26 protein-coding genes are annotated in these 24,324 nt (G+C 60.7%); 7 read left to right on the top strand and 19 right to left on the bottom strand.

What is annotated here, in order from left to right:
- Positions 1-8: 8 nt before the first annotated feature.
- Entirely contained in the window at positions 9-908 is a 900-nt protein-coding gene (locus tag NW862_RS03825; RefSeq protein ID WP_414334367.1) for a glycine betaine ABC transporter substrate-binding protein, read from the bottom strand.
- A 175-nt stretch (positions 909-1,083) separates the two neighbouring features.
- Positions 1,084-2,328: an HhoA/HhoB/HtrA family serine endopeptidase gene (locus NW862_RS03820; RefSeq protein WP_414334376.1), complete on the bottom strand. Its 1,245-nt coding sequence runs from the start codon at positions 2,326-2,328 to the stop codon at positions 1,084-1,086.
- A gap of 301 nt (positions 2,329-2,629) precedes the next feature.
- On the opposite strand from NW862_RS03820, the gene NW862_RS03815 reads away from it, so the two are divergent.
- Entirely contained in the window at positions 2,630-3,319 is a 690-nt protein-coding gene (locus NW862_RS03815) for a hypothetical protein (protein WP_414334368.1), read from the top strand.
- Positions 3,320-3,348: 29 nt separating this feature from the next.
- Here the strand turns inward: NW862_RS03815 and NW862_RS03810 are convergent, their stop codons facing one another.
- From NW862_RS03810 to NW862_RS03785, 6 genes are all read right to left on the bottom strand, one after another.
- Entirely contained in the window at positions 3,349-4,080 is a 732-nt protein-coding gene (locus tag NW862_RS03810) for a V4R domain-containing protein (RefSeq protein WP_414426936.1), read from the bottom strand.
- Between the two features lie 323 nt (positions 4,081-4,403).
- Positions 4,404-4,874, bottom strand: a complete 471-nt coding sequence (locus NW862_RS03805; RefSeq protein ID WP_414348786.1) for a phycobilisome protein — start codon at positions 4,872-4,874, stop codon at positions 4,404-4,406.
- A 16-nt stretch (positions 4,875-4,890) separates the two neighbouring features.
- Complete coding sequence (locus NW862_RS03800; protein WP_414426935.1) at positions 4,891-5,430, bottom strand: hypothetical protein; 540 nt, start codon at positions 5,428-5,430, stop codon at positions 4,891-4,893.
- A gap of 102 nt (positions 5,431-5,532) precedes the next feature.
- A complete protein-coding gene (locus tag NW862_RS03795; RefSeq protein ID WP_414332444.1) occupies positions 5,533-5,814 on the bottom strand; it encodes a hypothetical protein in 282 nt (93 codons plus the stop codon).
- Between the two features lie 52 nt (positions 5,815-5,866).
- The gene (locus NW862_RS03790) at positions 5,867-6,550 is read right to left on the bottom strand and encodes a V4R domain-containing protein (protein WP_414332442.1); all 684 of its coding nucleotides are present in this window, start codon (positions 6,548-6,550) and stop codon (positions 5,867-5,869) included.
- Positions 6,551-6,619: 69 nt separating this feature from the next.
- Entirely contained in the window at positions 6,620-7,105 is a 486-nt protein-coding gene (locus NW862_RS03785) for a 2Fe-2S iron-sulfur cluster-binding protein (RefSeq protein WP_414332440.1), read from the bottom strand.
- A 457-nt stretch (positions 7,106-7,562) separates the two neighbouring features.
- Between NW862_RS03785 and NW862_RS03780 the strand changes: the two genes are divergently transcribed.
- Positions 7,563-8,075 (top strand): phycobilisome rod-core linker polypeptide, encoded by a 513-nt coding sequence (locus tag NW862_RS03780; protein WP_414332438.1) that lies wholly within the window; start codon positions 7,563-7,565, stop codon positions 8,073-8,075.
- A 1-nt stretch (position 8,076) separates the two neighbouring features.
- Here NW862_RS03780 and NW862_RS03775 read toward each other — a convergent pair whose 3' ends face one another.
- Entirely contained in the window at positions 8,077-9,081 is a 1,005-nt protein-coding gene (locus NW862_RS03775; RefSeq protein WP_414426934.1) for an ABC transporter substrate-binding protein, read from the bottom strand.
- Positions 9,082-9,417: 336 nt separating this feature from the next.
- Between NW862_RS03775 and cobA the strand changes: the two genes are divergently transcribed.
- Together cobA and menB are read left to right on the top strand one after the other, a co-directional pair.
- A complete protein-coding gene (gene cobA / locus NW862_RS03770) occupies positions 9,418-10,917 on the top strand; it encodes a uroporphyrinogen-III C-methyltransferase (protein ID WP_414426933.1) in 1,500 nt (499 codons plus the stop codon).
- Between the two features lie 49 nt (positions 10,918-10,966).
- Positions 10,967-11,791, top strand: a complete 825-nt coding sequence (gene menB / locus NW862_RS03765) for a 1,4-dihydroxy-2-naphthoyl-CoA synthase (protein WP_414332432.1) — start codon at positions 10,967-10,969, stop codon at positions 11,789-11,791.
- A gap of 275 nt (positions 11,792-12,066) precedes the next feature.
- Here menB and NW862_RS03760 read toward each other — a convergent pair whose 3' ends face one another.
- The 3 genes from NW862_RS03760 to NW862_RS03750 all read right to left on the bottom strand — a co-directional run bounded on the left by NW862_RS03760 (position 12,067) and on the right by NW862_RS03750 (position 14,429).
- Entirely contained in the window at positions 12,067-12,285 is a 219-nt protein-coding gene (locus NW862_RS03760; RefSeq protein ID WP_414337870.1) for a hypothetical protein, read from the bottom strand.
- Positions 12,286-12,484: 199 nt separating this feature from the next.
- Positions 12,485-13,090: a precorrin-6Y C5,15-methyltransferase subunit CbiT gene (cbiT, locus tag NW862_RS03755; protein WP_414332428.1), complete on the bottom strand. Its 606-nt coding sequence runs from the start codon at positions 13,088-13,090 to the stop codon at positions 12,485-12,487.
- A 220-nt stretch (positions 13,091-13,310) separates the two neighbouring features.
- The gene (locus NW862_RS03750; RefSeq protein WP_414332426.1) at positions 13,311-14,429 is read right to left on the bottom strand and encodes a hypothetical protein; all 1,119 of its coding nucleotides are present in this window, start codon (positions 14,427-14,429) and stop codon (positions 13,311-13,313) included.
- Positions 14,430-14,579: 150 nt separating this feature from the next.
- On the opposite strand from NW862_RS03750, the gene NW862_RS03745 reads away from it, so the two are divergent.
- Together NW862_RS03745 and murI are read left to right on the top strand one after the other, a co-directional pair.
- Complete coding sequence (locus NW862_RS03745; protein ID WP_414332424.1) at positions 14,580-16,406, top strand: N-acetylmuramoyl-L-alanine amidase; 1,827 nt, start codon at positions 14,580-14,582, stop codon at positions 16,404-16,406.
- A gap of 104 nt (positions 16,407-16,510) precedes the next feature.
- Positions 16,511-17,377, top strand: a complete 867-nt coding sequence (gene murI / locus NW862_RS03740; RefSeq protein WP_414332422.1) for a glutamate racemase — start codon at positions 16,511-16,513, stop codon at positions 17,375-17,377.
- Positions 17,378-17,424: 47 nt separating this feature from the next.
- Here the strand turns inward: murI and NW862_RS03735 are convergent, their stop codons facing one another.
- Positions 17,425-18,006 carry a hypothetical protein gene (locus NW862_RS03735; protein WP_414332420.1) on the bottom strand — a complete coding sequence of 194 codons (582 nt, stop codon included), beginning with the start codon at positions 18,004-18,006 and terminating at the stop codon, positions 17,425-17,427.
- A 409-nt stretch (positions 18,007-18,415) separates the two neighbouring features.
- Between NW862_RS03735 and fba the strand changes: the two genes are divergently transcribed.
- Entirely contained in the window at positions 18,416-19,495 is a 1,080-nt protein-coding gene (gene fba / locus NW862_RS03730) for a class II fructose-bisphosphate aldolase (RefSeq protein WP_414332418.1), read from the top strand.
- 129 nt (positions 19,496-19,624) lie between these two features.
- On the opposite strand, the gene NW862_RS03725 is transcribed toward fba, so the two are convergent.
- From NW862_RS03725 to NW862_RS03700, 6 genes are all read right to left on the bottom strand, one after another.
- Entirely contained in the window at positions 19,625-19,852 is a 228-nt protein-coding gene (locus tag NW862_RS03725) for a hypothetical protein (RefSeq protein WP_414332416.1), read from the bottom strand.
- Positions 19,853-19,906: 54 nt separating this feature from the next.
- On the bottom strand, positions 19,907-20,113 hold the full coding sequence (locus tag NW862_RS03720; RefSeq protein ID WP_414332414.1) for a hypothetical protein: 207 nt from the start codon (positions 20,111-20,113) through the stop codon (positions 19,907-19,909).
- A gap of 106 nt (positions 20,114-20,219) precedes the next feature.
- Positions 20,220-20,384 carry a hypothetical protein gene (locus tag NW862_RS03715; RefSeq protein WP_414348202.1) on the bottom strand — a complete coding sequence of 55 codons (165 nt, stop codon included), beginning with the start codon at positions 20,382-20,384 and terminating at the stop codon, positions 20,220-20,222.
- A gap of 62 nt (positions 20,385-20,446) precedes the next feature.
- On the bottom strand, positions 20,447-20,935 hold the full coding sequence (gene sufU / locus NW862_RS03710; RefSeq protein ID WP_414332412.1) for a Fe-S cluster assembly sulfur transfer protein SufU: 489 nt from the start codon (positions 20,933-20,935) through the stop codon (positions 20,447-20,449).
- Positions 20,936-21,084: 149 nt separating this feature from the next.
- Positions 21,085-22,314, bottom strand: a complete 1,230-nt coding sequence (locus tag NW862_RS03705) for an NAD(P)/FAD-dependent oxidoreductase (protein WP_414426932.1) — start codon at positions 22,312-22,314, stop codon at positions 21,085-21,087.
- 33 nt (positions 22,315-22,347) lie between these two features.
- Positions 22,348-24,219: a tetratricopeptide repeat protein gene (locus tag NW862_RS03700; protein ID WP_414426931.1), complete on the bottom strand. Its 1,872-nt coding sequence runs from the start codon at positions 24,217-24,219 to the stop codon at positions 22,348-22,350.
- Between the last annotated feature and the right edge of the window lie 105 nt (positions 24,220-24,324).

Below are 24,324 nucleotides of genomic sequence, written 5' to 3'. Positions count from 1 at the left end.
GGCAACGGCTATTCCTTCAAAATACCGGCCTCCACCAAGAAGGATCTCGCCACCTCTGCCGGCTCCTTGCGCTTGCCGCTCACCTCGTAGTTCAGCCGCTGCATCACCTCGTCCGTCAGCAACGGAGCAAGGGCGTTCAAAGCAGTGGCGATGCCGGGGTTGGCCTCCAGGGTATCTTTGCGCACCACCGGCGCCACCTGGTAAGGGGGGAAAAGCTGCTTGTCGTCCTTGAGCACCACCAGGTCAAAGGCGGCAATTTCCCCGTCAGTGCCAAAGGCCACCGCCACATCCGCCTCCCCATTGACCAAGCCCTGGTAGCGCAGGCCGGGATCCACCGCCTTGTAGGCTTTGAGGCGAAAGTTGCCGTAGACCGCTCGCAGTCCCGGCAGGCCGTCTTCGCGGGCTTGAAACTCCGGCGGCCCGATCATCACCAGCTCGCCTGCTCTGGCCACCATGTCTGAGAGGGTAGTGATGCCCAGCTCCGCCGCTCTGGCGCGGGTCATGGCCAGGGCCTGGGTGTTGTTCATGGGGGCCGGATCCAGCCAAACCAATTGGAACTGGCGCTCGTACTCGCGGGCCACCGTCGCGTATACCTGGGCCGGGTCACTGCTGCTGGGCAGCTTGAGCACCGTCAGCAGGCCGGTGCCAGTGTACTCCGGGTAGAGATCGATCTCGCCGCTCAGCAGGCCGGCATGGGCCACCGGCGTTCCCCCCAGGTTGAGCTTGCGCTCCACCGCCAACCCCGCCGCCTCCAGAGCCAAGGCGTACATTTCCCCCAAGATAAACTGCTCGGTGAAGTCCTTAGAGCCGACCACAATCGGTTTGGCAAGGCCCGCTTGAGGGGCAAGAACAAGGGCGGCCAGCCCCGAGAGGGCCAGCAGAGCCAGGCGACGAGTGGTTTTGAGCATGGCAAAAGGGATCCCCAACTCGAGACAAGCGGCCCTGCCGAGAGTGTTCCGGCCTGGGCCAGGAAGTTGCGACTGTTAAGCCACCATTAAACCATTATTGTCCCCGATCCGTAACTGCAAGAGCGACAGCGGCACTACCGGCATTGCCCCGCCCCAGAGCCTCAACCCCATCCCATTAGCCTCTGCCGGGGGCCGGGAACGATCCGGTGACGGCCCGGATCTTCTGCCGCCGCCCAGCTCGCTCGATCTCCAGCTCCAGGGTGCTGCCCACCTCGGTGCGCTCCACCTCCTGTTGCACTTGGTCGGCGGTGGTGACGGCGCGGCCATTGATGGCAAGAATGATGTCTCCGGCGCGCAGGCCCGCCCGCTCTGCCGGGGATCCCTGGATCACCTCGCCGATGAGCACCCCCTGATCCACCGTCACGAAAATGCGGCTGTTGGGATCCTGGTTGAGACGTTCCTTCAGGTCGGGGGTGAGGGTGAGCATACGGATGCCCAGGTAGGGGTGATCCACCTTGCCGCGGGCGATCAACTGGTTGGCCACCCGCTGGGCTGTCTCGATGGGAATGGCAAAGCCCAGCCCTTGCGCCCCTTGGATGATAGCCGTGTTCACCCCGATCACCTCCCCTTGAGCATTGAGCAGGGGGCCGCCTGAGTTGCCGGGGTTGATGGCCGCATCCGTCTGGATAAAAGACACCCGCTTGTCGGGCACGCGGATCTCGCCGCTGGAGCGGCCCAAAGCGCTGATGATCCCAGCGGTTACGGTGTTGTCCAGCCCCAGGGGGTTGCCGATGGCAATGGCCCACTGGCCCGGCTCCAGCAGTTCGGAGCGGCCCAGCTTCACCGTCGGCAGGTTCTGGGCCTCGATCTTCACCACCGCAATGTCCGTCACCGGATCGGTGCCAATTACTTTGCCGTCAAAGCTGCGGGTATCCTTGAGCGTCACCGTCACCTTGTCGGATCCCTCGACCACATGGGCGTTGGTGATGATCTGGCCGTCCGGGCTGATGATAAAGCCGGAGCCAGTGCCCTGTTGCCGCCGTTGGCGGGGGATGGAAGGGATCGCTTGGCCAAAGAAATCCCGGAAGAAGGGATCGCTAAAGAACTCCTCTGGAAAAGCGCCCGGAACGCGCACCGTCCGCTCGGAGTCGATGCGCACCACCGCCGGCCCCACCTTTTGCGCCACCTCGGCGATAAAATTCAGGTTCAGTTGGGGCGGGGTTGCCGTCGTTTGCGCAGATACTCCGTTGCTTCCCATGAGAGCTGCTCCTAGCCCAATGCCCAAGAGCACCAGCAGCAGCGGCGAGAGAAGAGACTTAAGAACGGCCAAAGGCTCAAAAAAGGAACGAACTCCGTCCTGCTGATGCAAACGGGCAGGTTGAGCAGAAGCTTCTGAACTGGGAGAAGGTTGGCCCGGCATGGATGTGCTGCGCTTCATAGCTACCTGAGTCAAGGAAGAGAAGAGCTGGGAGCGCAGAAATACCTTGGCCCCCTGCGAAACCTAGGGCCTAATCTAGCATGGACAGCAGGGATCCCAAGGCGGCAGCCGCGGCGCTTTTCCGTACTTCCATCTGGGTTGAAGAGCAGCAGAATCTGCTTGCCTGGAGTAGCCACCCTATATCCAACTGGCTTTGATGGGGATAGAAGGCCAGACAGGGCTGTTGTCCCCAGCTTTGGCCGGCTTACAGCTAACGTAGAAGTGGTAGATCGGGGGTAAGACCATGACCAACCCAGCCCGTCGTCTGTTGGCTCCTCTACTTGCCGGTTTTCTCTGGCTACCGGCAGCCACCCCGGTTTTGGCGCAAAGGGATCCCTTGCCGCCACCGCCCCCCGGCCAGGGATGGCGCCCGGTGAACCCCCTTCCCCCTGATGAGCCAAGCCAGCCCTTTCAACTGCAAACCACCTTGCTGTTGCGCTCTGGGGATCTCATCCAAGCCGTGCATCGCTCTCCGGAAGCCCTCTTGATTGCCCCTGGCGAAACCCGTGCCGTCAGCCTTAGCCTGGAGACTCCCCTGCGGGATATCTACGGCAACATGGTCGTGCCGGCGGGAGCTATCCTAGAAGGCCAATTCCAGCCGGTGAGCGGCGGCACCCAGTTTGTCTCGCGGGCCTTGATCTTCAACGGCCAATCCTATCCTCTCTACGCCCAAAGCCAGGTAATCCCGCTGCGCAAGGATCCCCGCCACACTTCTGGGGAAGCGATCGTGCAAGATGCCCTGATCGGGGCGGCGGCAGGGGCGATCTTGGGCGGCCTGTTCGGCGACCGGGTGATCTCGACGGAGAAGGTGCTAGGTGGAGCGGCAGCAGGGGCCGTGATCGGCAATGTGACGGCGCCGGAGGTGGCGGTGATCGATCCCAACGCCAACTTGACCCTGACGGTCACCCAAGATTTCCAACCCTACCTGCCCTAGCCAGCTTTTGAAAACCCTGCTGGCCAGGGCTAGGAACCGGCGGCCAGCCGATCCCAAATCTCCTCGTGGGAGAGGCCCCTGCGCACCCATTCTTCGCAATTGTGCAGCCGCTGAGCCGTGCCGATGAGGAAGCGGTTGAGGTCGGCCCCCAAAGATTCGCAGGTGGTCTGCACACAGACCAGATCCCGGCCTGAGAGCAACGAGAAGAGGCCCGCCAGCATTCCTGCCTCCAGATAGCCGGCAGGCTCCCGCTGCGCAGACAGCTCCTCTGGGCTGAGGCTGGCACGAGCAGCCAGGGCAAAGCCGGAGTTGCGGATCCTAGCCTCCACCAAGCCGCGGTCAGCAGCGGAAAAATCCAGCTCTAGGCGTCCCCAGCCGTGGGTGGCCCAGAGCTCGCTGAGGGCATCCAGGAAGATCCCCAGCGGCAATTCCTGCAGCGGTTGCTGGTAGTAGCGGGAGAGTTCGTCTTCGATGCGGCGGAAAAATGCTTCTCCCCACTCGCGGCCACAGTTGTAGAGGATGACACGGGTGGCTTGCCCGGTCTCGTAGCGCAAGCCGGCGTAGATGGCTTCCAGGAGAGGCATGGGAAAGGCCGCCAGGCGGTATCCTCCCCGGCTGTAGAGCAGGCCGCTGTGGATGTCGGGACGGATGTAGTAGGCAGGGCTAAAGCAGTGGCCGGGCAGGATCTCTTGCAGGGTGATCATGGCTTTCCTCTCGGGGAGATGGACGGACTTGAGGGCGGCTGCAACTGAGGCTTTCACGGTCATTTCAAATAGCAACAAAATAGTTGGTTGCCTGGATCCCAGCTCCCCTCTCCCTCAGGGAGAGGGGCTGGGGGTGAGGGCGAGCTCCCCTGGGGAGAGGGGCTGGGGGTGGTCGCGTGAGCGGCGCGGAGCGCTTGGGCGAGCTCCCCTGGGGAGAGGGGCTGGGGGTGGTCGCGTGAGCGGCGCGGAGCGCTTGGGCAAGCAGCACGGAGCACTGGGATAGTAGGGAGTGTCTTCATCTGGCCATAGGGGCAAGGAATGGATGAGTAGGGAGTGGGCTGTATACAGTAATTGGTGGATGGATCGAGAGCCCATTGACTTCAGTTGACCAGCATCGACTTGGCCAAGAGCACGTAGGGGCGGATGGCCTCGCTCTCTTCGGGGCCGAAGACAGCGCTGAGGGAGTCGAGCATCAACTTATAGGCAGGCTGGCACTGGTCACGCATCTTGAAGGACTTCAGGATCGTCTCCAGCCAGTAGAGCAACTTATCCCGCAGGTAATCCTCATCGTTGAGCAGCATGGCCAGGCAGCAGTAGCGCCACACCATGAGGAGATCGCGGCGGCAACGCTCCCAGGCCAGGTGCCCATGTTGGCGGGGCAAATTCGGCATCATCGGCTGGAACTTCTCCATCACCCGCTCCACCAGCTCTTGCTCTTTGGCCTGCAGGACTTGATAGAGGCGGACTCGTTTGGGGATCCCTTCCACATAGGCGTGTAGGGTTTTCAGCTCGTCTGGGCGCAGATAGCGGCCCTCACTTTGTTGCATCAGCGCGGTCACCATTGAATTCATAGGAAGCCCCCTTGGTTTAGACGAACATGTGCATCAAGGTGAGCGCTTCTTCCGACGGAGCTGCAGTCTCGGTTTGAGGAGCAAATTCTGGCTCAAGCCGCTCTGGGGAAGGGGTGCAGACAGCCTGTAGCGCTTGCCAGCAGGGGGCAAGCAAACCCTGCTGCTCCGCCGGCAGGGATCCCTGCACCACCGCCTGCAACTGCTGGAGCGCTTCCGGCAAACCCAGATGACGTTCCATCGCCCCACAACTCCATTGCTGCAGGGGCAAGGGATCCCCCAACAACAAGCTCAGGCCCAGGGAGCGCAAGCAGAAGGCCAGTTGCCGGGCCAAGAGGCGCTGAGTGGGGGTGAGAGAGGATTCTGCCTCACCGCTGTACCCGTGCTGTTGCAGAACCTTCTCGATCCATGCCATCTCCTGCTGTTGCAAAACCTGGTAGAGATGCAGCCGCTCTTGAAAGGAGAGAGCGTAGCGGATGAGATCCTGCAGATCGTCGGGCGTCAGGTAATCCCCTTCTCGATCGGCAATGCGCTCCGGCCAGGAGTGAAGGTCATTCATGGGTGAGGTCTCCTTAAAAAACCCGATTCAAAACCAGTCTCAAAACGAGTCAAAAGATCGAGCGGCTCGAGGAAGCAAAACCCAAGTTGGGGCAAAGCAGGGCTAGAGCAAGGCTCCACCAAACAAAGCGGCAAAATCCTCAAGCGTAAAGGGATCCTCTGGCGGCAGCTCCGGCGGTGGCTCAGGGCGCGGGCGGACGCCCGACCAATTGCAGCCGGCAAAAAACTGCCCTACCGACTGGGCCAAGAACAGGGGGGAGTCCGACAGCGATTCTGGAGCGAAGGGAGCTTTGGCCAAGGGCCGGTTATCCCAGTTCAACCCCTGTAAAAACACCGCCAGCGGCTGGGTTAAGTCCAGATCGGTGTCTAGGTTGAGGGTGACCATGGGCGTTTCTCCAAAGTGGCAAGGGAAGGATTGCAAAAGCCACAGGCAGACCTCACAGTTGGTGCAAACGCTGCTCGATCTCGCGGGCGCTGGCCCCTTCGCTCACCCAGAAATTGGCGGCATCGATGCGCTCTTGCCCGCCCAGCAAAAACTTGCAATAGGTCTCCCCCATGGCGTAGCACTGGATCTCGATGCAGGCCAGCTCGCGGGAAGTCATAGCAGAGAAAAATCCGGCAAATAGCCCGGCATAGAGGTGACAAACCGGCTTGCCCACATCGCCCAAGGTGCGGGCCACCAGCGAGTCAAACAGGTTGATGAATAGGAACCCTTTTTGTTTGGACTCGGTTTCCACCTCCCACTTGCCCCACCCTTGCGCCGTAAAAGGCCACCACCAGGTCTCCAGCAAAAACAGAAGGTTGGACTGCTTGACCCCAACTCCGTACTCCCGCTCATACCACTGGGAAAAATGCTGGGCATCGCGGCTGCCCCAGTCTCTGCCGATGGTGTACATCACCGCCGCAGAGGCATCGCCCACTTCCCGCTCTAGGCCCGCCTGCAGGCCGACAATGAAGTCTTCGCTGAGCAGCAGGTTTTGGGTGTTGTTCCAGTCGATGATCGTGCCTTGCTCTCGGTTAAAGCGGAAGAAATCGCGGTAGCTGTAGTGGGCGTGCTTGTCGCGGCCCACCGGCATGGTGACTGCGGGACGGGGATCCGGTCGAGTGGTAACGCTGGCCATGGCTTTCTCCTCAACAAAACTGAGCCGTGATCTACTACAGCAGGAACCCAAGCAGAGTGTTGGGATCCCTTAGGCCTCGCGGGTCTGGGCAAGGGTGCTGCCGATGATGCGGAAGTCTTCGTTTTCCAGTTGCTTGATCGTGGAACGGGTGATGATCTTGCCCTCCTCCACCAAAACGCGCCCTGTTCGGGGGTGCAGCAAGTCTTGTTCGGCCCGCCGACCGATGAGCACCTCGATATCCTTCAGCGAGTTCACGTACATCCCCGGCGGCAGCTCCACCACCACCCCATCGGCCACCACCCGTGCCTGACAGGCCAAGCGGGAATTGCTGCGGGCGCTGGTGATCGTCTCCAGGGTTTTGGCCTCGCGGGGGGTGATGGGGGTGAGGCTCTCCATGCCCTCCTTGACGTAGACATGACAGGTGGCGCAGAGGCCGCGGCCGTTACATTCCTTGGAGACATGGAGCTCCTCCGACAAAATGGCCGACAGCAGATTGCTGTAGGTATCCACCTCCGAGACACGGGATAGAGGATCTAGCCGGATTTGTTTCACCATAGGTGGGATCCCCAACTTCAAGGCAGACAAAAACTCTGCCGGCAGATACGCCCTGCCGCAAAAGCAATACAAGCGAAAAATCAGTTCCTACTCGTATTCTGGATTTTGGCCAGGCTGAGAGAATCAAAATGTCATAATCTTTAACTACGAATAAATACGGAAATTTTCTCCATGTAGAAAGCTGGAAAGTAGAATCACATAAACTCGAAAAAACTGGGGGCCTTCTTGTAAACATTTATCGCAAGCTTCCCCAGTTCAACTTATCGACAAGATAAATCTTGAGTAGGGCTTTTGCTCGATTGGATTTTGGGTTGGCATTGACAATTTTCGGATCTGGTTAATGCCGACTGTAAAAGTGTATCGAGCAACCCTATCTTCATTGTTTCTTTAAGTTGACCTCTTGTCTAATCGGTTTTTGTTCGCTTTTTGTCGGTCGCGTTGCTTGGGAGCTATCGCTATGGAACTACGCCAGCGGGATCCGCAAACGTTGCAAAACCTGTTGCGGGCTGCCTACCAACAGCTTTTGGAACGCCAGCCCTACCAGCACGAGAAGGCGGGAGAGCTGGAAAAAATCGAGCAGGACTTTCTGCGGGGTCGGATTGGGATCAAGCGGTTGGTTCGCCAAATTGGGGGATCCCGGCTCTACCGGCAGCTCTTTTTCAGTGCCGGCTGCAACACCCGCTGCGTGGAGCAGGGTTTTAAGCACTTTTTGGGGCGGGCCCCGGCCAGCAAGGAGGAGGTGGCCGCCTACCACGACATCTTGCTCCACCAGGGCTTTCAAGCCATGGTCAATGCCTTTATCGACTCGGAGGAGTACCGCCACACCTTCGGCAACGACCAACTGCCCCACCCGCGGCAGCGGCTGAGCGGCTGCCCGCCTCTGGCCTACCTGCTGACGGAGCAGATGCACCGGCGCCATGAGCTGGCGATGCAGGGATCCCCGCGGCTGCAGAGCTTGGCGGTGATGTAACTCAGGCGGCGGGAGCGGGAAGAAAGTCGAGGCTGTAGGCTTGGCGGGCATTCAGGCCAGCTTCGACAATTCCCAGGGCCACCATTTCCTGAAAATAGGTCTGCCAGCGCTGGTGGGTCATGGCACCGATCCCCAGGGTGGCCGCGTCGCCGCCGGTGAGGAGGCCGTAGTCTTTTAGGGCTTGGTGGGCGTAGGCCAGAAGGGCCTCGCTCATGTTGGGGTTGTCTTGGCGGATGAGGCGGTTGCCGGGGCGGGGATCCTCCAGGTAGCTTTGCCAGCCCGCGATGGAGGCGGCCACAAATTTTCGCACCTCCTCCGGGTGCTGTTCGGCAAAGGGGCGGGTGGTCTCCAGCGTGGTGGCATAAGGGGAATAGCCGTAGTCGGCCAGCAGGAAGACAACAGGATCAAAGCCGCCCTCCTGGCGCACGCGGAAGGGCTCGGAGGTGACATAGCCCTGCTGGGCAGAGGATTTGTCCAGCAGGAAGGGGGCGAGGCTGAGGTTGTAGGGGCGCTTTTGCTCGTCGCTGAAGCCGAACTTGGCCCGCAAGAAAGGCCAGTAGGTGAGGTTGGCTCCCGGAGAGACCCAGATGGGCTTGCCCCGCAAGTCTTCCAGGCGCTCGATGCCCACGCCCGGATGGACCAAAAGACACTGGGGATCCTTCTGGAAAAAGGCGGCCACGGTGAGCACGGGGATCCCTGATTGCAAGGCCGCCAGGGCGTCGGGGCTGCCGCCGAGGACAAAGTCCGCTGCTCCCCCAGCCAGCAGTTGCAACACGTTGACCGCCGTTCCCCCCATGCGGATTTCCACCTGCAGGCCGTAGTCGGCGTAGATACCCAGGGCCAGGGCCTGGTAGAAGCCGCCATGCTCCGCCTGAGCATACCAGTTGGTCACCAGGCGCAGGGGCCGGGATCTGGAGCGGCGGGATCCCGCTGCTGCTGTCACTAGAGCAGCTCCACTGGCTAGAAAGCGCCGTCGGGGCCAGAGCTCTGCGGTCACACTAGCCATGGGCAGGGATCCTCAGACTGCAACGCTTTCAGTATCTCGCAAGCAGGTGGTTTTTGCCTCAGCTTGGCCCAAATAGCCCCTAGCCGGATGTCGGTATCTCTCCTCTCCCATCCCTCACCCCCGGCCCCTCTCCCATCCCTCACCCCCGGCCCCTCTCCCAGAGGGAGAGGGGAGTTAGAGCGGCGCGTTCGCGACAGCGTTGCGGAGCAATAACGACGTCAATGACGACGTAGAGAAACGCTTCGTTGCTATTTGAAATGACTACAGTTGCAAAGGGAGCGGGATCCCGCTTTTGCGGCAGGATCAACAGGTAGAGGGCAAGAGAAGGGGTGCGGCATGGGCAAGGTGTATCTGGTGGGGGCGGGGCTGGGTGGGCGGGACGGCCTGACGCAAGGGGCGCTGGAGATCTTGCGGCGGGCTGAGGCCGTTTGGGTGGATGAGCTGGTGGACGAGCGCTTGTTGGCGGAGTTGCCCCCCCAGGCGCAGGTGTGGCGACGTTCCGAAGCAGCGAGCTTGCAGGAGGGCATCCGCTGGCTCATCCAGCGCTGCCGGGAAGGGAAGCAGGTGGTTCACCTCAAGGCGGGGGATCCCTTGATCTTTGGCCGTGCCCGCGAGGAGGTACAGGCCCTGCGGGAGGCGGGCTGCCCGTTTGAGATCTGGCCAGGCTTGTCGTCGGCCCTGGCCGGCCCTTTGTGGGCAGGGATCCCTCTGACCGATAAGCACTTGAGCCGCGCCTTTGCCGTGCTGACCGCCCATGAGCTGGAGCCCCTGCCCTGGGGCGCTCTGGCCCAGTTGGATACGTTGGTGATCTTGATGGGATCCCGGCAGCGGCAGCAGATTGCGGCCCAGTTGGTGGCAGCCGGGATCCCGCCGGAGCGAGCCGTAGCCGTGATCTGGGGGGCGGGGCAGGCGGAGCAGCAGGTTTGGGTGGGCACCCTGGCAGAGCTGCAACAGGGGGAAGGGTTGGAGCCAGAAAAGCTGCCTGGCCTGCTGGTGGTGGGCGAGGTGGTGCGGCTGCGGCAGGAGTTTTTGCCAGGGATCCCACCGTTACCGCCACCGGCTCCTTTGGCAGGCAAAACGGTGCTGGTCACCCGTTCCGAGGGGCAGTCGCCGGCTTGGCGCGAGCTGCTGCAGGCTCAGGGGGCGCGGGTGCTGGAAATGCCCGCCCTGGTCATCCAGCCGCCTACAAGCTGGGATCCCTTGGACGCAGCCATTGCCGACCTGGAGAAATTCGATTGGCTGCTGCTGACTTCGGCCAACGGCGTGCAGGCTTTTTTCGAGCGGTTGCAGCAGCAGGGGCGAGACAGCCGGGCGCTCCACCCTGTGCGGGTGGCAGTGGTGGGATCCAAAACGGCGGCGGTACTGGCCCAGTACGGCATCCGCCCAGATTTGCTGCCCTCTGAGTTTGTGGCCGAGGCCCTGCTGCCCATTTGGCCGGAGCCAGTGCAGGGACAGCGCATCCTCTTTCCCCGCGTCGAATCCGGAGGACGGGAGGAGCTGGTGCAGGGGCTGCGGCAACGCGGAGCCGAGGTGGTGGAGGTGGCGGCCTACCAGTCGGCCTGTCCGGCAGCAGCGGATCCCCAAGTGCTCGAGGCCCTCAAAGAGCGCCAGGTGGATATCCTCACCTTTGCCAGCTCCAAAACCGTGCAGCATTTTGCCCATCTCCTGCGCCAGGCGGGGCTAGGCCCTGAAGTCTGGGATCCGCCCGTGCAGATTGCGGCCATCGGCCCCAAAACGGCAGCAACCTGCAAGCAGATCTTGGGGCGGGTGGATGTTGAGGCGCAGGAGTACACCCTGGAAGGGCTGTTGGGATCCCTCGTTCAGGCAGACGGTTAGCGCGGATAATGGGCAGGGATTGGCAAAGAAAAGGAACCCCCAAGACACCATGTGGCAGACGGCCAAGCTCTACGAAGACATCCTCTACGAAAAAACCGACGGCATCGCCAAGATCACCCTCAACCGGCCCCACAAACGCAATGCCTTCCGCCCCAAGACGGTTGCCGAGATGATCGACGCCTTTCTGGATGCGCGGGAGGATCCTAATATTGGAGTCGTGCTCTTGACGGGCGCCGGGCCGCATACGGATGGAAAATATGCCTTTTGTGCCGGCGGGGATCAGAGCGTGCGGGGGGAGGCCGGCTACCTGGACGAGGCCGGGATCCCGCGTCTTAATGTCCTGGATCTGCAGCGCATCATCCGCTCCTTGCCCAAAGTGGTGATTGCGCTGGTGGCCGGCTACGCCATTGGCGGGGGCCATGTTTTGCATCTCGTCTGCGATCTAACCATTGCCGCCGACAACGCCATCTTTGGCCAAACCGGGCCGCGGGTGGGCAGCTTCGACGGCGGCTTTGGGGCCAGCTACCTGGCGCGGGTGGTGGGGCAAAAGAAGGCGCGCGAAATTTGGTTCCTCTGCCGCCAGTACACAGCCGCCCAGGCGCTGGAGATGGGCCTGGTCAATGCGGTGGTGCCTGTGGAGGAACTGGAGGCAGAAGGGATCCGCTGGGCGCGGGAGATCCTCCAGCACAGCCCCCTGGCCATCCGCTGCCTCAAAGCAGCTTTCAACGCCGATTGCGACGGCCAGATGGGGCTGCAGGAGCTGGCCGGGGACGCGACGCTGCTGTACTACATGACCGAGGAAGCTGCCGAGGGCAAACGCGCCTTCTTGGAAAAGCGCCCTCCCAACTTTCGCCAGTTTCCCTGGCGGCCCTAGTTCTTTCCATGAATTCCACTTCCCCGCAGGGAAGCGACCGCCGAGATCCAGCAAAAGATTGACCAGGTCAGCGGAAAAATCAGGGTTTGAGGGTTGTCTCCGACCCTGCCGCTGAATTTTGGGTATAAAGCTTTACAGAGATCCCGGTGCTGCTGTTGAGGTGGCCTGGGATGGGCTTCTGAGAGGTGGGCCAAGAGGGTCTTTCTAGGGATCCACGACATAGCTATCCTGGGAGAGGCGCTCGTTACTACAAGCCACAACAGCGGCTGGGATCCCTAAGTTCCTGAGGATTTGCTGGGCGGGCTCTCTCTGGCTATCTCTTGTCTGCGCCGATCCCCAATGCCGCAGTCACCACAGCATTCCGGTCGCTTGAAGTCGTCCCAATGGATGCAAGCCCGGCAGCCCTTCAGCATTTCCGGCCAGCGCTCTCGAATCAACAGTTGCCGCAGCTTGACTTCCCGTGACTCCTGAAAGGGGTGTTGGAATTGGTCCATAGCCATTGGGGTTTCCCAGCTCTCTTAATCTGGTATAAGAGCAGATTTGAGTTTGAGTTCGAGAAATATTGGCATAGCTTAAGGTTTGGAATGGGCCCATCCTTCTTACTGGTTCAGGATAGCTGAGATGAACCTATCTAATTTTGTCTGTCGCTTTGAGAAAAGATTTACCAAAAAATGTAAACAGGTTATATAAAACTTAGCTCATTTTTTCTCCGCTTAAAACAAAAGTGGGATCCAGCGGCAGCAACATTTGAGTCCGACCGCGGTGTTCCAGACGGTTCACCGCCGATTGAATGACCTCCACATGATGAGCCCGCACAGCAGCCAGACCGGCGGAGAGGCCGTAGAGCCCATCCAAAGAGTTGGTTGTCGCCACGATCCGTCCGTTGGGATTGAGATGGCTCCAGCAGGCTTCCAGGATCTCCCGTAGGGGATGGCCTCCCTCAATGCAGATGCGATCCGGTGCAGGAGAAAGGTGTTGCAAACAATCGGGGGCAGTACCTTGAATCACTTGCACGTTGGTGAGGCCAAATTTCTCACAATTGCTCTCGATCAAGCTGACCACCTCTGCGTCTCGCTCGATGGCGATCACGCGAGCCTTGGGGCACAGAACAGCCGCTTCAATGGCAATCGTGCCCGTTCCGGCGCCAATATCCCACAAGCAGTGGTTCTCTCCCAGGCGCAACTGGCTCAGCACCAACACGCGCACCTCGCGAGGGCTCATCGGGATCCCTGGAATGCGTTCAAAGGCAGAATCCGGGATCCCTGGGGTGCGGTAGGGCCAAGGGAAAGGGGTTGACATTGCAAGGCACCGCTGCTGTGCATCTATCCCTCAGCATAGAGCGAATGCTCGACAGACCATCGCCGGTCTGAAAACACCTTCTGGATCCGATCAAGTTCTGGCCATTTCCAAGAGCCATGAAACGGCTCGTTATGTCGATCTCCCCCCTCCCAGAGGGAGAGGGGCTGGGGGTGAGGGATGTAGCTCCCTTGGCTGGAGTAGATAACGCTGGAAAAAGCTGTTAAGGACATTTGCCTGAGCCGAAGTGTCCCAAACCATTCATCCAAAGGATGAGCCTTGCTCGCAGGTAGAGCCAAATCTCATCGTTTGCCCGCAATAGGAATATGACATAGAGGCTCAATACGACTAAGGCACACAAATTTCCCAAAAAAGTGTAGGTTTGGATAATTCGATCGGTACTCCAGCCAAACTCGTAGTTTAGGCGGTTCATATCCCCACTGGCATCTCCTTGCCCGCCAAACAGAGTTCCCCAAGGGATCTGGTTCAGGCCCAATTGGATAGTGTGCCACTGCCAAAAGCTTTTCCATAGGCTGCTGGCTGCAATTCCCAACACTATGAATCGCCAAAAATCCCATCGCCAACGATCCGGCAAGCGAAGATAAAAGCTGGCTATTAAAAAGGTGCTGAGATAAAACTCACCGCCAACGCCGCCAAAGGTAATCAGCAGCTCTTTGGTACGATTGGGCAGCAGCCAAGTCATATAAAACTGCAACAAGGCCAGAAAAATAGCCAACGCCTGCAGCCATCGGATCCGTTCCTTGCGGGCTGACCGGAACAGCAAAGCCAGCAAAAAAAGGATCCCAAAGTATACAAAGGGATCCTCTTTTGAGCTGATGCTGGTCCAGCCAAAGGGTAAGGGCAAAGCTGGATGTCCGCTCCACCAGGCAATGGTGGCATGGCCAAACTCGTGAATCCAGATGTGTAAAGGCAAATGCAACACCTGCAACAAGCCAACGTTGTTTACCAGCAGGGCCACTGCAAATGCAACCGGATAAGCCCAGATATTGACCGCCCAGCTATCGAAAGAAAAGCGATCCCAACGCTGCTGGGATCCCAACTTGAGGCTGCGCTGCCAGAGCAATTGGGAGCCGCGGTAAGCACAAATTTCCACTTGCTTCAGCCGCGGGATCCGCAGTTGCTGCACCATCAAAAACAGTTGGGCAACGAGCAGAGATGGCTGTTGGGGCAGGGATCCGGTGAGGTGGATGTGCAGGGTTTCATCGGCAAAGTTCACCCGTCCGGGCCAGCGTCGCCGCAGCAGCTCCAGCCGCACAACCCGCACAATCGATTGGCTGTCCCCAGCTCGCGCTAGGGTGAGGGGATCCGGTGGGCTGGGCATCCCAGGATACCTCCAAAAATCAAAAATAAGGAGCGAACCCATCATCCCCCAACCCCGCCAGCAAGAGCGAAATTGCGCTCCCTCTCAGGCCGCTCCCGGGGGAGGTTGGTATAGTTGAGGGCAGCAGGTGTGCGGAGTGGATGGAGGGTCATGCCCGAATTGGACAAGCCAGGGTCAAGGCAGATATGGGGGGCGATGCTGCTGTTGAGCTTAACCGGAGCAGGCGTGTTTCTCCCTCAACCTGTCCGGGCTCAGGCAACCACGGCTCCAGGTCTATCTCACATCGACCGTTGGTACTACGATCCGCAGCAGGGACGGCTGGAAGTCAACACCCAGGGCGAGGTGCGGCCTTTCCTGTTTGTGCTCCAGAATCCGCCGCGGGTTGTTCTGGATTTTCCCAACACCCGCTATGGACGGGATCCCCAAACCCAGACTTTCCCAGGCCGTGTTGCCTCCCTGCAGATCAGCCAGCTCACAGAGACCATCACCCGCTTTGTGCTGTATCTGCAGCCGGATCAGCCTCTCAGCCTCAACCAACTGCAACTGCTCACCGCCGGCCCCTCCCGCTGGGCTGTTCAATTCCTCCAGGCCGGCCAACCCTCGCCTGCCGCCCCGCTGTTTCCCCCTGGCCCCCGCGATCCTGCGCCCCCTCCTTCGCGGACGCCACCTCCCCGCAGCCCCGCTCCCTCCCGTGCCGACCATCAGATCTTGGGGGTATCCCCGCAGGCGGAGGGTTTTTTCATCCGCACCCAGGGCAGCCCCGCCACCACGGTGCGGCGCATCCTCGATCCGGATCGGGTGGTGGTGGATTTTCTCAACACCACCCTCAGCCCCGCCCTCACCCAACGAGCCTACATCGTCAACCGTCTGGGGGTTTTGCGGCTGCGCATCGGGCAGTTTGAGCCCACGATTGCTCGGGTGGTGTTGGATGTGGATCCTTCGAGTGGCGATTGGGAAGCCCGCTACGACCCGCAGCAGGGCGGGATCTGGATCCAGCCCGCCGGTGGCGCTGACCAGGCCAGCCTTTTGCCTGAGGTCAGCCAGGGCGATCCCCAAGGGCCGCTGGCTACCTTGCGCTCGGTGGAGCTGCAGGGCAATCAGCTCATCATCAGCGCCGATGGGTTCCTGTTTTACCGGGCCGGCTGGGATCCGGAAAGCGGCGGCTACCGCATCAACGTGGCGCCGGCTCGCCTGCCCCAGTCTTTGCCAGATCCCGGCTTGCCGGTTGGGGGGCCGGTGGAGCGGATCCGCTTTGTGCAAGAAGATGCCCGCACGGTCAGCATTCTGGTGCAACCTGCCGAAGAGTTCAATGTGTTTGAGCCCCACCCCGGCCAGGGATCCCGCCGCATTACCTTGGAGCTGCGGCCTCTCAACGCCCCGCCGCCAACACCTCAGCGGCAACCGTCTGCCCAAGCTTCCCCTCCTCCACCCCAGGGCCGGACGGTCATCGCCGTCGATCCGGGACACGGCGGACGGGATCCCGGCGCCATCGGAGTGGATGGGATCCAGGAGAAGGACATCGTCCTCTCCGTTTCCCTCCAGGTACGACAACTGCTGCAAGAGCGGGGCTATGGAGTGGTGATGACTCGCACCGACGACCGGGAAGTGCTGCTGCAGCCGCGGGTGGATATGGCCGTTCAGGCCAACGCTACCCTATTGGTGAGCATCCATGCCAACGCCCTGGATCGCTCCGGCATCCACGGCATCGAGACCTACTACCTGCGGCCCGATAGCGCCGAGCTGGCCACCATCCTGCACCGCAGCTTGGTGAGGGCCACCGGCGCTGCCGACCGGGGGGTGCGACGGGCCCGCTTTTTCATGGTGCGGGAAACGCCCGTGGGTATGCCTTCCGTGCTGCTGGAGTTGGGCTATGTAACCAACCCAACCGAAGGGCGAAAATTGGCTACTGCCGAATACCAGGCTATTTTGGCGCGGGCCATTGCCGAGGGCATTGAGGCCTTTCTGCGCAGCCGCTAAGGTCCTGCAGCCGATCCCAGGGAGAGGGCCAGAAAGCGATGCCGACAGCCTCAGAGGCAGGGTAGGATACAGCAGCTTAGCCAAGGTGTTGAGGAGAACGGAGCATGCGTTGGGATCCGGATCCCGGTTGGCCAATTGGGGTGTTTGACAGTGGCTTGGGCGGGCTGACGGTTTGGCGAGCCTTGCGCCGCCGCCTCCCCCAGGAACGGCTCCTCTACTTTGCCGATACGGCGCGGCTGCCCTATGGGGAACGCTCCCCAGAGGAGATCTTGACCTTTGTGCGGCAAATTCTGACGTGGATGCAGGCGCAGCCGGTGAAGCTGGTGGTGATGGCCTGCAATACCAGCTCAGCTTTGGCCCTAGAACACGTGCGGCAGGAGTTCGCCCTGCCCATTCTGGGGCTGATCCTGCCGGGCGCCCAGGCGGCCTTGTCTCAGGGATCCCGCATTGGGGTGATTGCCACGGCGGCCACCGTTAAAAGCCGCGCCTACTCCAGGGCCATTCAGGAGTACAGCGCCCTGGATCGCAGGCGTTTTCCCCAACCTGTCCAGTGCTGGGAGCAGGCCTGCCCGGAGTTCGTCCCCCTCATCGAAGCCGGCCAGTTGGACGGCCCCGCCCTGCGGCAAGCGGCCGAACGCTACCTGCAGCCCCTGTTGCAACAGGGGATCGATACCCTCGTCTACGGCTGCACCCACTACCCGCTGCTGGATCCCCTCTTGAAATCCCTGCTGCCCCCAGCCGTCAAACGGGTGGATCCCGGCGTGGCGCTGGTGCGATCCCTGGCCCGCGAACTGAGCTTGTGGGGCTTGCGCCGCCCCTCGGCCGCCGCCCAGGAGGAACCCTACCGTTTCTGCGTGAGCGGGGATCCAGAGCGATTTGCCCGCTTGGCCACTCCTTGGCTGGGCTTTCGGCCCCAGGTGGAACGGGTGGAATGGCCGGCCTTGGATGTCAACAGCTCCCGCCGCCCCTGAACAGGCGCTCCTTCTCTTCAGGACTGGGAGCACCAGGCTCTTTGTTCTCAACGGGTCATCACCTGCAGGGGGAAGCGCTCCGCCAACTCCCCTTCTACCTTGGGCAGCCATTCCTCTTGAAACACCCACACCTGGCCTTGCTGCACGCGGCCATCGGGGTTTTGCGTCAGCTCCAGCCAATAGACGAATTGGTTTCCCCGCAGCACCACGCCTTGAATGGCCAAGGCCAGGGTATAGCCGGGAGTATTCGCCAGGGCCTCTGGGGACGGGTAGCGGATCACCTCCACCGCCCGATCCAAATCGGCGGCAATCTCTGGCCCATAGACCTCGCGAATCGCCTGAAAGAGATCTTCCGCCGTCAGCCCTTGTGGGCGAAAGAAGGTCATGCGCTCCGAGCGAATCGTCTCCCGATCCAGCGGGTTGATGATCCGTCCTGGCGGAGCCACCGAGGCCAAAAAGGTAAACCGGGATCCATCCGGCTCCACGCGGTTGATGTTCAGGGTTTCGCCCGGACGGGGCCGCAGCACGGGATTCTCCCTCACCCAGGCGGCCACCTGATCCGGAGATTGCCCAGGGATCCCCCAAGCGGCCAAGCGAAGACCCGCTGCCGCCCAGCAGGCTATGGCCAAACCAATCGCCTTAGCGGGTCGGAGTCCTCTCCCTTGAGACAAGGGCAGTTGTTTACCCCCACAGGATAGAGCCTTCCCTCGGTTGGCGCCCAAGACCGGCCACGGATTGCAATGCACCTTCTCATTCCTCCGGACAACCAATGCAGAAACGATATGAACACATGGTCAGGCAGGGGCAGAGCCTTCCTCGATGGGAAAAGTCCTGCCCTCCCGGCCCTTTCCTACTGTATCTGGAGAGGTTGGTGGGCCTGTTGCGTCTGAGCGCGAGCCTCACGGCCAATGGTTGCAAAGATCCCTCGGCAAGATACGCAGATCGCCGGCGGCTTATCCGCCAAAACGTAAAAAGTATCTTAAGATCAACGGTAAGCAAACCTTATACGCATTAGGTCAGCACCTCAGGAGGTAACCGATGGCTCTCGTTGCAATGCGGACGCTGCTGGATCATGCCGCCGAACACGGCTACGGCATTCCGGCTTTCAACGTCAACAACATGGAGCAGATCCAAGCGATCATGCAAGCTGCCCATGAAACCAACAGTCCGGTCATCCTGCAAGCCTCTCGAGGGGCACGCAAGTATGCGGGCGAGCACTTTTTGCGCCACCTGATCCTGGCGGCGGTGGAGACCTACCCCCACATTCCCGTCGCCATGCACCAAGACCACGGCAACAGCCCCGCCACCTGCTACTCTGCCATCCGCAACGGCTTCACCAGCGTCATGATGGATGGCTCCCTCAAAGAAGATGCCAAAACGCCGGCCAGCTACGAGTACAACGTGGCCGTTACCTCCGAAGTGGTGAAAGTGGCCCACGCAATTGGGGTGAGCGTGGAAGGGGAACTGGGCTGCCTGGGATCCCTGGAGACAGGCCGTGGCGAAGCAGAAGATGGTCACGGTGCTGAAGGGGCCCTCAGCCACGACCAACTGCTCACCGACCCCGACCAAGCGGTGGACTTTGTGGAGCGAACTCAGGTGGATGCGCTGGCTGTAGCCATTGGCACCAGCCACGGCGCCTATAAGTTCTCCCGCAAGCCCACCGGCGACATTCTCGACATGGAGCGCATCGCCGAGATCCACCGCCGCCTGCCCAACACCCACCTGGTGATGCACGGTTCCTCCTCGGTGCCTAAGGAGTTGATCGACATCATCAACCAGTACGGCGGCTCCATCCCCGAGACCTACGGCGTGCCGCTGGAAGAAATTCAGCGGGGCATCCAAAACGGGGTGCGCAAAGTCAACATCGACACCGACAACCGCCTGGCCATCACGGCTGCCGTGCGCCGCGCCCTGGCCGAAAATCCGAAAGACTTTGATCCCCGCTCTTTCCTCAAGCCTTCTATTAAGGAAATGCAAAAAGTGTGCGCTGAGCGCTACATCGCCTTCGGCTGTGCCGGCCATGGCACCAAGGTTCCGGTGGTTACCTTGGATGAGATGGCAGCCAAGTATGCTTCTGGCGCTTTGGCAGCTCAGGTGAAGAAGACCGTCGCGGTCTAGCCCTCACACCCGGCCGCTGCAGCCCAGAACTCCTCGGCGTTTGCTGAGGAGACTCTAGCTCAATCGACAGGTAAGGGGATCCGCAGAGGATCCCCTGTTGCTTTGGAGGAACTTGATGCGTTTTGGCGGTCAGGCAGCTTTTGCTACAAAACTTTTTTCCACTTCGATTTGCCGATTTAGCAACGCCAAAGTCAGGCGATCCAGCATTTCCAGGTCGGCCTCGGAGTAGCGCCGCTGAAAGAGCAGCTCGTTGATCTGGTTTTCTTGTCCTAGGCTGAGGAAGCCGCTGCAGAGCACCTGCTCCACAATTTCTCGAATGCTGGAAGCAACAGGAGGAAAATCAAGACCGGTGTTCATGACCTTTTCCGTTTGAGGGGTTAGCGTTCAAAAGCTGGTTTTACGGGAGGACAGTCACTTGCGCCGAGGAACGAGATAGCGCTGCTTAATCTGCTCCAGCGAGAGGCGGGAAACTCCGGCCCGCGGCTCGTCCTCAGAAGAGGCCTCACCCTGCCACTTGAGGGATACTCCCAGCAGTGCTCCCAAAGAAAAGCTCTCGCTCAACAGGGCCGCTATGCGGTAAGTACGGTAGTCTAGCGTTAGATCGACACCAGCTTGCATCTGCGTTTCCTCCGTATTTCCAACGTTCACGTTCCCATTATAGCCTGGATATCCGTAAAAAAACGTAAAACACCGAGGATCTACGTACGCGATTTATAGGATTTTTCTACGCCATTTGGCGGATAGCGGCGGGGATCCTACGGATCTGGGGGGGCAGGTTCAGGGATCCCAGCTCAGCAGAGCCGCGATTGCGGCGGCCAGAGTGGCGGCGTTGAAGGGCTTGCTGCTGAGGCCATTGGCTCCCAGCCGAGCCAAAGAGGCATCCTGGCATCCCTGATCCTCGGAGTTGTCTGGATTACAGGGATCCCCTACGTTGCCCCCAGAGGGCGAAACCTAGTCGGTGTTTTCGTTGCTCACAAAATCTGGGTTGTCCGGGGATCCACTGGGTTCGGGCGATTCCAGCGCGTGTTTGAGGGCATGCCAGGCCAGGTTGGCGCACTTGATGCGCACCGGAAATTGGGCAACTCCCTTCATGGCGTTCAAGGCCCGCTGCTCCCGCGGAAACTCAGCGCCGCCGCGCATCATGGCTTGGAAGTGATCCACCAACTGCAACGCTTCGGGGATGGTGCGCCCCCGCACGGCGTCAGCCATGAGATCGGCAGAGGCCAGGGCAATAGCGCAGCCTTCGCCCTCGAATTTGATATCGACAATTCGCTCTTGATCCGGATCCAGTTGCAAGGTGAGGTCGATGGTGTCGCCACAGGAAGGGTTGTGGCCGCGTTGGTGGCGATGAACCGGATCCACTTTGCCGAAGTTGCGGGGCTTTTTGTACCGCTCCAGAATGACTTGCTGATAGAGTCCGCGCAGGTTATCGAGAGGCATTGTTGTTCCCGCTTGGTCGCTGCTTGGGCCGGAGAGCGTCAAGAGCTTTTGAGGGTTGAAGGGCGATAGGGTCGAGATCGAGAAGCCGAGGAAGCTAGCCCATTCCGGCCAATCTGTAACTTAATCTTAACCCCGTTCTCTGTAGAGATTTAGTAGAAAAACGCCTGCCAGCGCACGGGCTTGCGTTGGCGCATGTAGAGCCAATCGAACAGGTTTTTCAGCAGCGTGGCCAGGTAGCCGCGCCAGACCCACCTGCCCTTCTCGGCGACGGCAACCCGGTTTCCCACCGTAACGCAGACAAACACAGTGGCCTGGGGTCGGTAGGGAAGCAGGGGTTGGCCGCGGATGAGCCGCAGCAGGTTTTGTGCTGCAATCGGCCCCTGGCGCACCGCGTACACGCCGATCTTGGGCAAGAGACGGGATCCCCAGACAAAGTCGGCGCAGTCCCCTAAGGCCAAGATGCGCTCTGCCCCCTGCACCCGCAGGCACTCATCCACCAGCAGGGATCCCGTCGGCCCCAGCGGCAGGCCGCAGCTTCTCAGCCAGGCGGGCGCCTGCAACCCACCCGCCCATAGGCGGGTCTGGGCCACCAGCTCGCTGCCATCCTCTAGCCAAACTTGCTGTGGCCCGAAGGCTTTTACCCGGCGCTCCGCCCAGATCTCTACCCCCAAGCGGCGGATCTCCCTTTCCACCTCCTGGCGGAAGCGTTCTGAGAAGCCCTCGACCAGATGGGCCTGGCCATGGATCAGGAGCAGGCGGGCCCGCGCCAAAGGGATCCCCGTTGCTGCGCTCATCTCGCGGCAGAGGTCGTACAGCTCTCCCATCAGCTCTGTGCCGGTGCAACCTCCCCCCACCACCACAAAGGTCAGCAGGCCCGGCGTCGGATCTCCCTGGGCCGCCCGCTGCCAGCACTGCCGGATCCAGGTTTGGGCGGCCACCAGTTGCTCCGCCGGTCGAATGGCGAAGGCATGTTGCATCCCGTCGATGGGACGCAGCTCCCGCCCCACATTCACCAACAGGTAATCGTAGGCAAGGGTTTGGATCCCGCCTGCGCCTTCCAGGGTCAGGGTTTGCGCCTGCGGCTGCATGTGGGTTACTCGTCCCGGCAGAAACTGGGCACCATTGGCTTGAACGTGCTCCAGCAGCGGGATCCGCACCAGATCCAGGGAAAACCGACCGCTCAGCAGCCGCGTGGACATGCCCGAGTTGACGATGTAGGGGCGGGGATTGATGGCGATCACCCGCGCTTGCCCTTTGAGGGCCCGCAAGGCGTCGATGGCCCCATAGCCACATCCGGCCAAGACCACTGTGGGCAGGGCTCCCTTCATGGCTGGAGCGGCAACCTCTCGCAGGCGGGCGCGCACCTTGTCGGGCGGCAACCGGGATCCCTCAGCGTCGATCAGCTCCCATCTTTACACGGGCAGTAGGTCGGTATGCACCTCTTCCATCTGCTTGGAGAGAAGCCGCTGCAGGCTCCCTCTGGCTTCGGGGAAGTTGGGAGAAATTTCCAAAGCCGAGCGAAAGTGATCGATGGCCTGCTCCAGCTTGCCTTGGCGGGCCAAGACGGATCCCACGCGATAGTGGGCCATGCCGTAGCTGCCGTTGCTGCGCATCGCCCGTTGATAGCTGGACACCGCCGAGCTCAGATCCCCCTTGATACGGGCCACTTCCCCCAAGCCAAAGTGGGCTTCGGGCAAATCTGGGTCTTCTCTTAACGCTTGTTCAAACTGTTGCACAGCCTCTTGCACCTGCTGGGGCCAGACAAACTTGCGCCCGGAGGCGTCGCGGTGTTTTTGACCCAAATAGGACAAGCCGATGGCAGCAACCGCCTCAGGCAAGTTGGGCACCAGCCCCAGAGCTCGCTGGTAGCTCTTGATGGCTTCGTTGTGCTGCTCCTGGGCCGCTAAGACCAAGCCCAGCCCGTAGTAGGCGCGGCCCTGCTGGAGCTTGGAGGAGCTGCCGGAGAGGAGCACCTGGCTGAACTCTTGGCCAGCCTGGGCCAGACGCCCCGCATGAACCATGGCCAAGCCCAGATCCACCCGCACAGCAGCGGCCAAGTCGGGATCCAGATCGAGATTGAGGGCGGTTTGAAAAGCTGCTATTGCCGCTTTCAACTGGCCCTTGCGCATCAGCGCTTGCCCCATCAGGTGGTGGGCCAGGCCCAGGCGATCGTTCAATTCCAAAGCAGACCAACAGGAATCGATCGCCTCGTCCCATTGCCCCAACTTGAGGCGAATTTGAGCAATACGGAGGTGGGCCTGGCTGAAGTGGGGATCCAACTCAAGGGCCTTTTGTTGCTGGGCCAAGGCTTCTGCCCAGTTGCCTTTCTCGGCCCAGGCTTGGCCGAGCAGGCTATGGATCTCAACTTGAGCAGATCCCTGGGTGAGGGACAGGGCCTCCTGAAACCGCTCCACTGCCTCAGGAACTTGATTGGCCTGTAAAAAGGACAAACCTTCTGCCAAAGGATCAGAGGATCCCTCTCGCTTAAAGGTGTTGACAGCACGCCGGCCTTTCCACCCCAGCCAGCCCCCCCCTGCAGCCAGGAGCAACAGAGGGATCCCTACTCCCAGCGATCTGGCCCGGGCAGGGACGTCGGGCTGCCGGAAAGAATGCACCACCAACCCGGCCCCCAGCAGGAGAGACAAAGCCAGGGCTCCCCCCAGGAAGGGTCGTAGGGTAGGTTGGTGCAACTGCTGGCCAAGCGCCTGAACGTTGACCGGAAGGCTGATGGGAGAACTGGGGCGAGCAGGGGCAGTCGTGGGCGGAGAGGTCGGGATCCCAGCTTGGGCCTGTGCAGAGGCATGAGCAGCAGGAGACTGACTTGGGTCAGGCTCTGAGCGTCGCTCTTTCTGGGTTTTGGGAACCGGCGCCTCTAGAGTTTTAACTTTGCGAAAATCAGAGCTGCCATCGGGATCCACAACAGGTTTTTGGGCATCCAGCACCTTGATCTCGGAAATCTTGGCGTCCGGCAATACAATCTGCGTGGCGTCGGCACCGCTTTTCCCAGAAGACAAATAGAAGACTTTTTTCCACTGCGGCTGTGTTTCTCCCTGCAGCCGACCGTACACCACCAGTTGGCTGACTCCCTGCACCGGCGCGCCTTCCAATTGGTCGGCAACCCGCTGCAACACCATAGAGCGGCTGAACAGTCCCTGCTGTGGGAGCTCCACCATCAGGTAAAGGACATCTTGTTTCAGCGCCGAACGGCTTGGCAGGGGAGCAAGGGCCTTCTGCAAAGTCTTGATCAGGGTTGCCGCGCTGCGAGCAGCAGATGAGTCATCCATAAGCATAAGGCTAGAAAGAGGGAGAAAAAAAGTCTTGCAACAACCCCAAAAGGGATCCACTTCTTTTGGCAAAGATGGGCGCCCTGCAGCCAGAAGCCAAAGTAT

The organism is Synechococcus sp. H55.8, from assembly GCF_047462375.1.
GTDB lineage: Bacteria > Cyanobacteriota > Cyanobacteriia > Thermostichales > Thermostichaceae > Thermostichus.
Note: the sequence above shows the minus strand (reverse complement) of the source record. Positions and strands in the feature narration are given on the sequence as shown.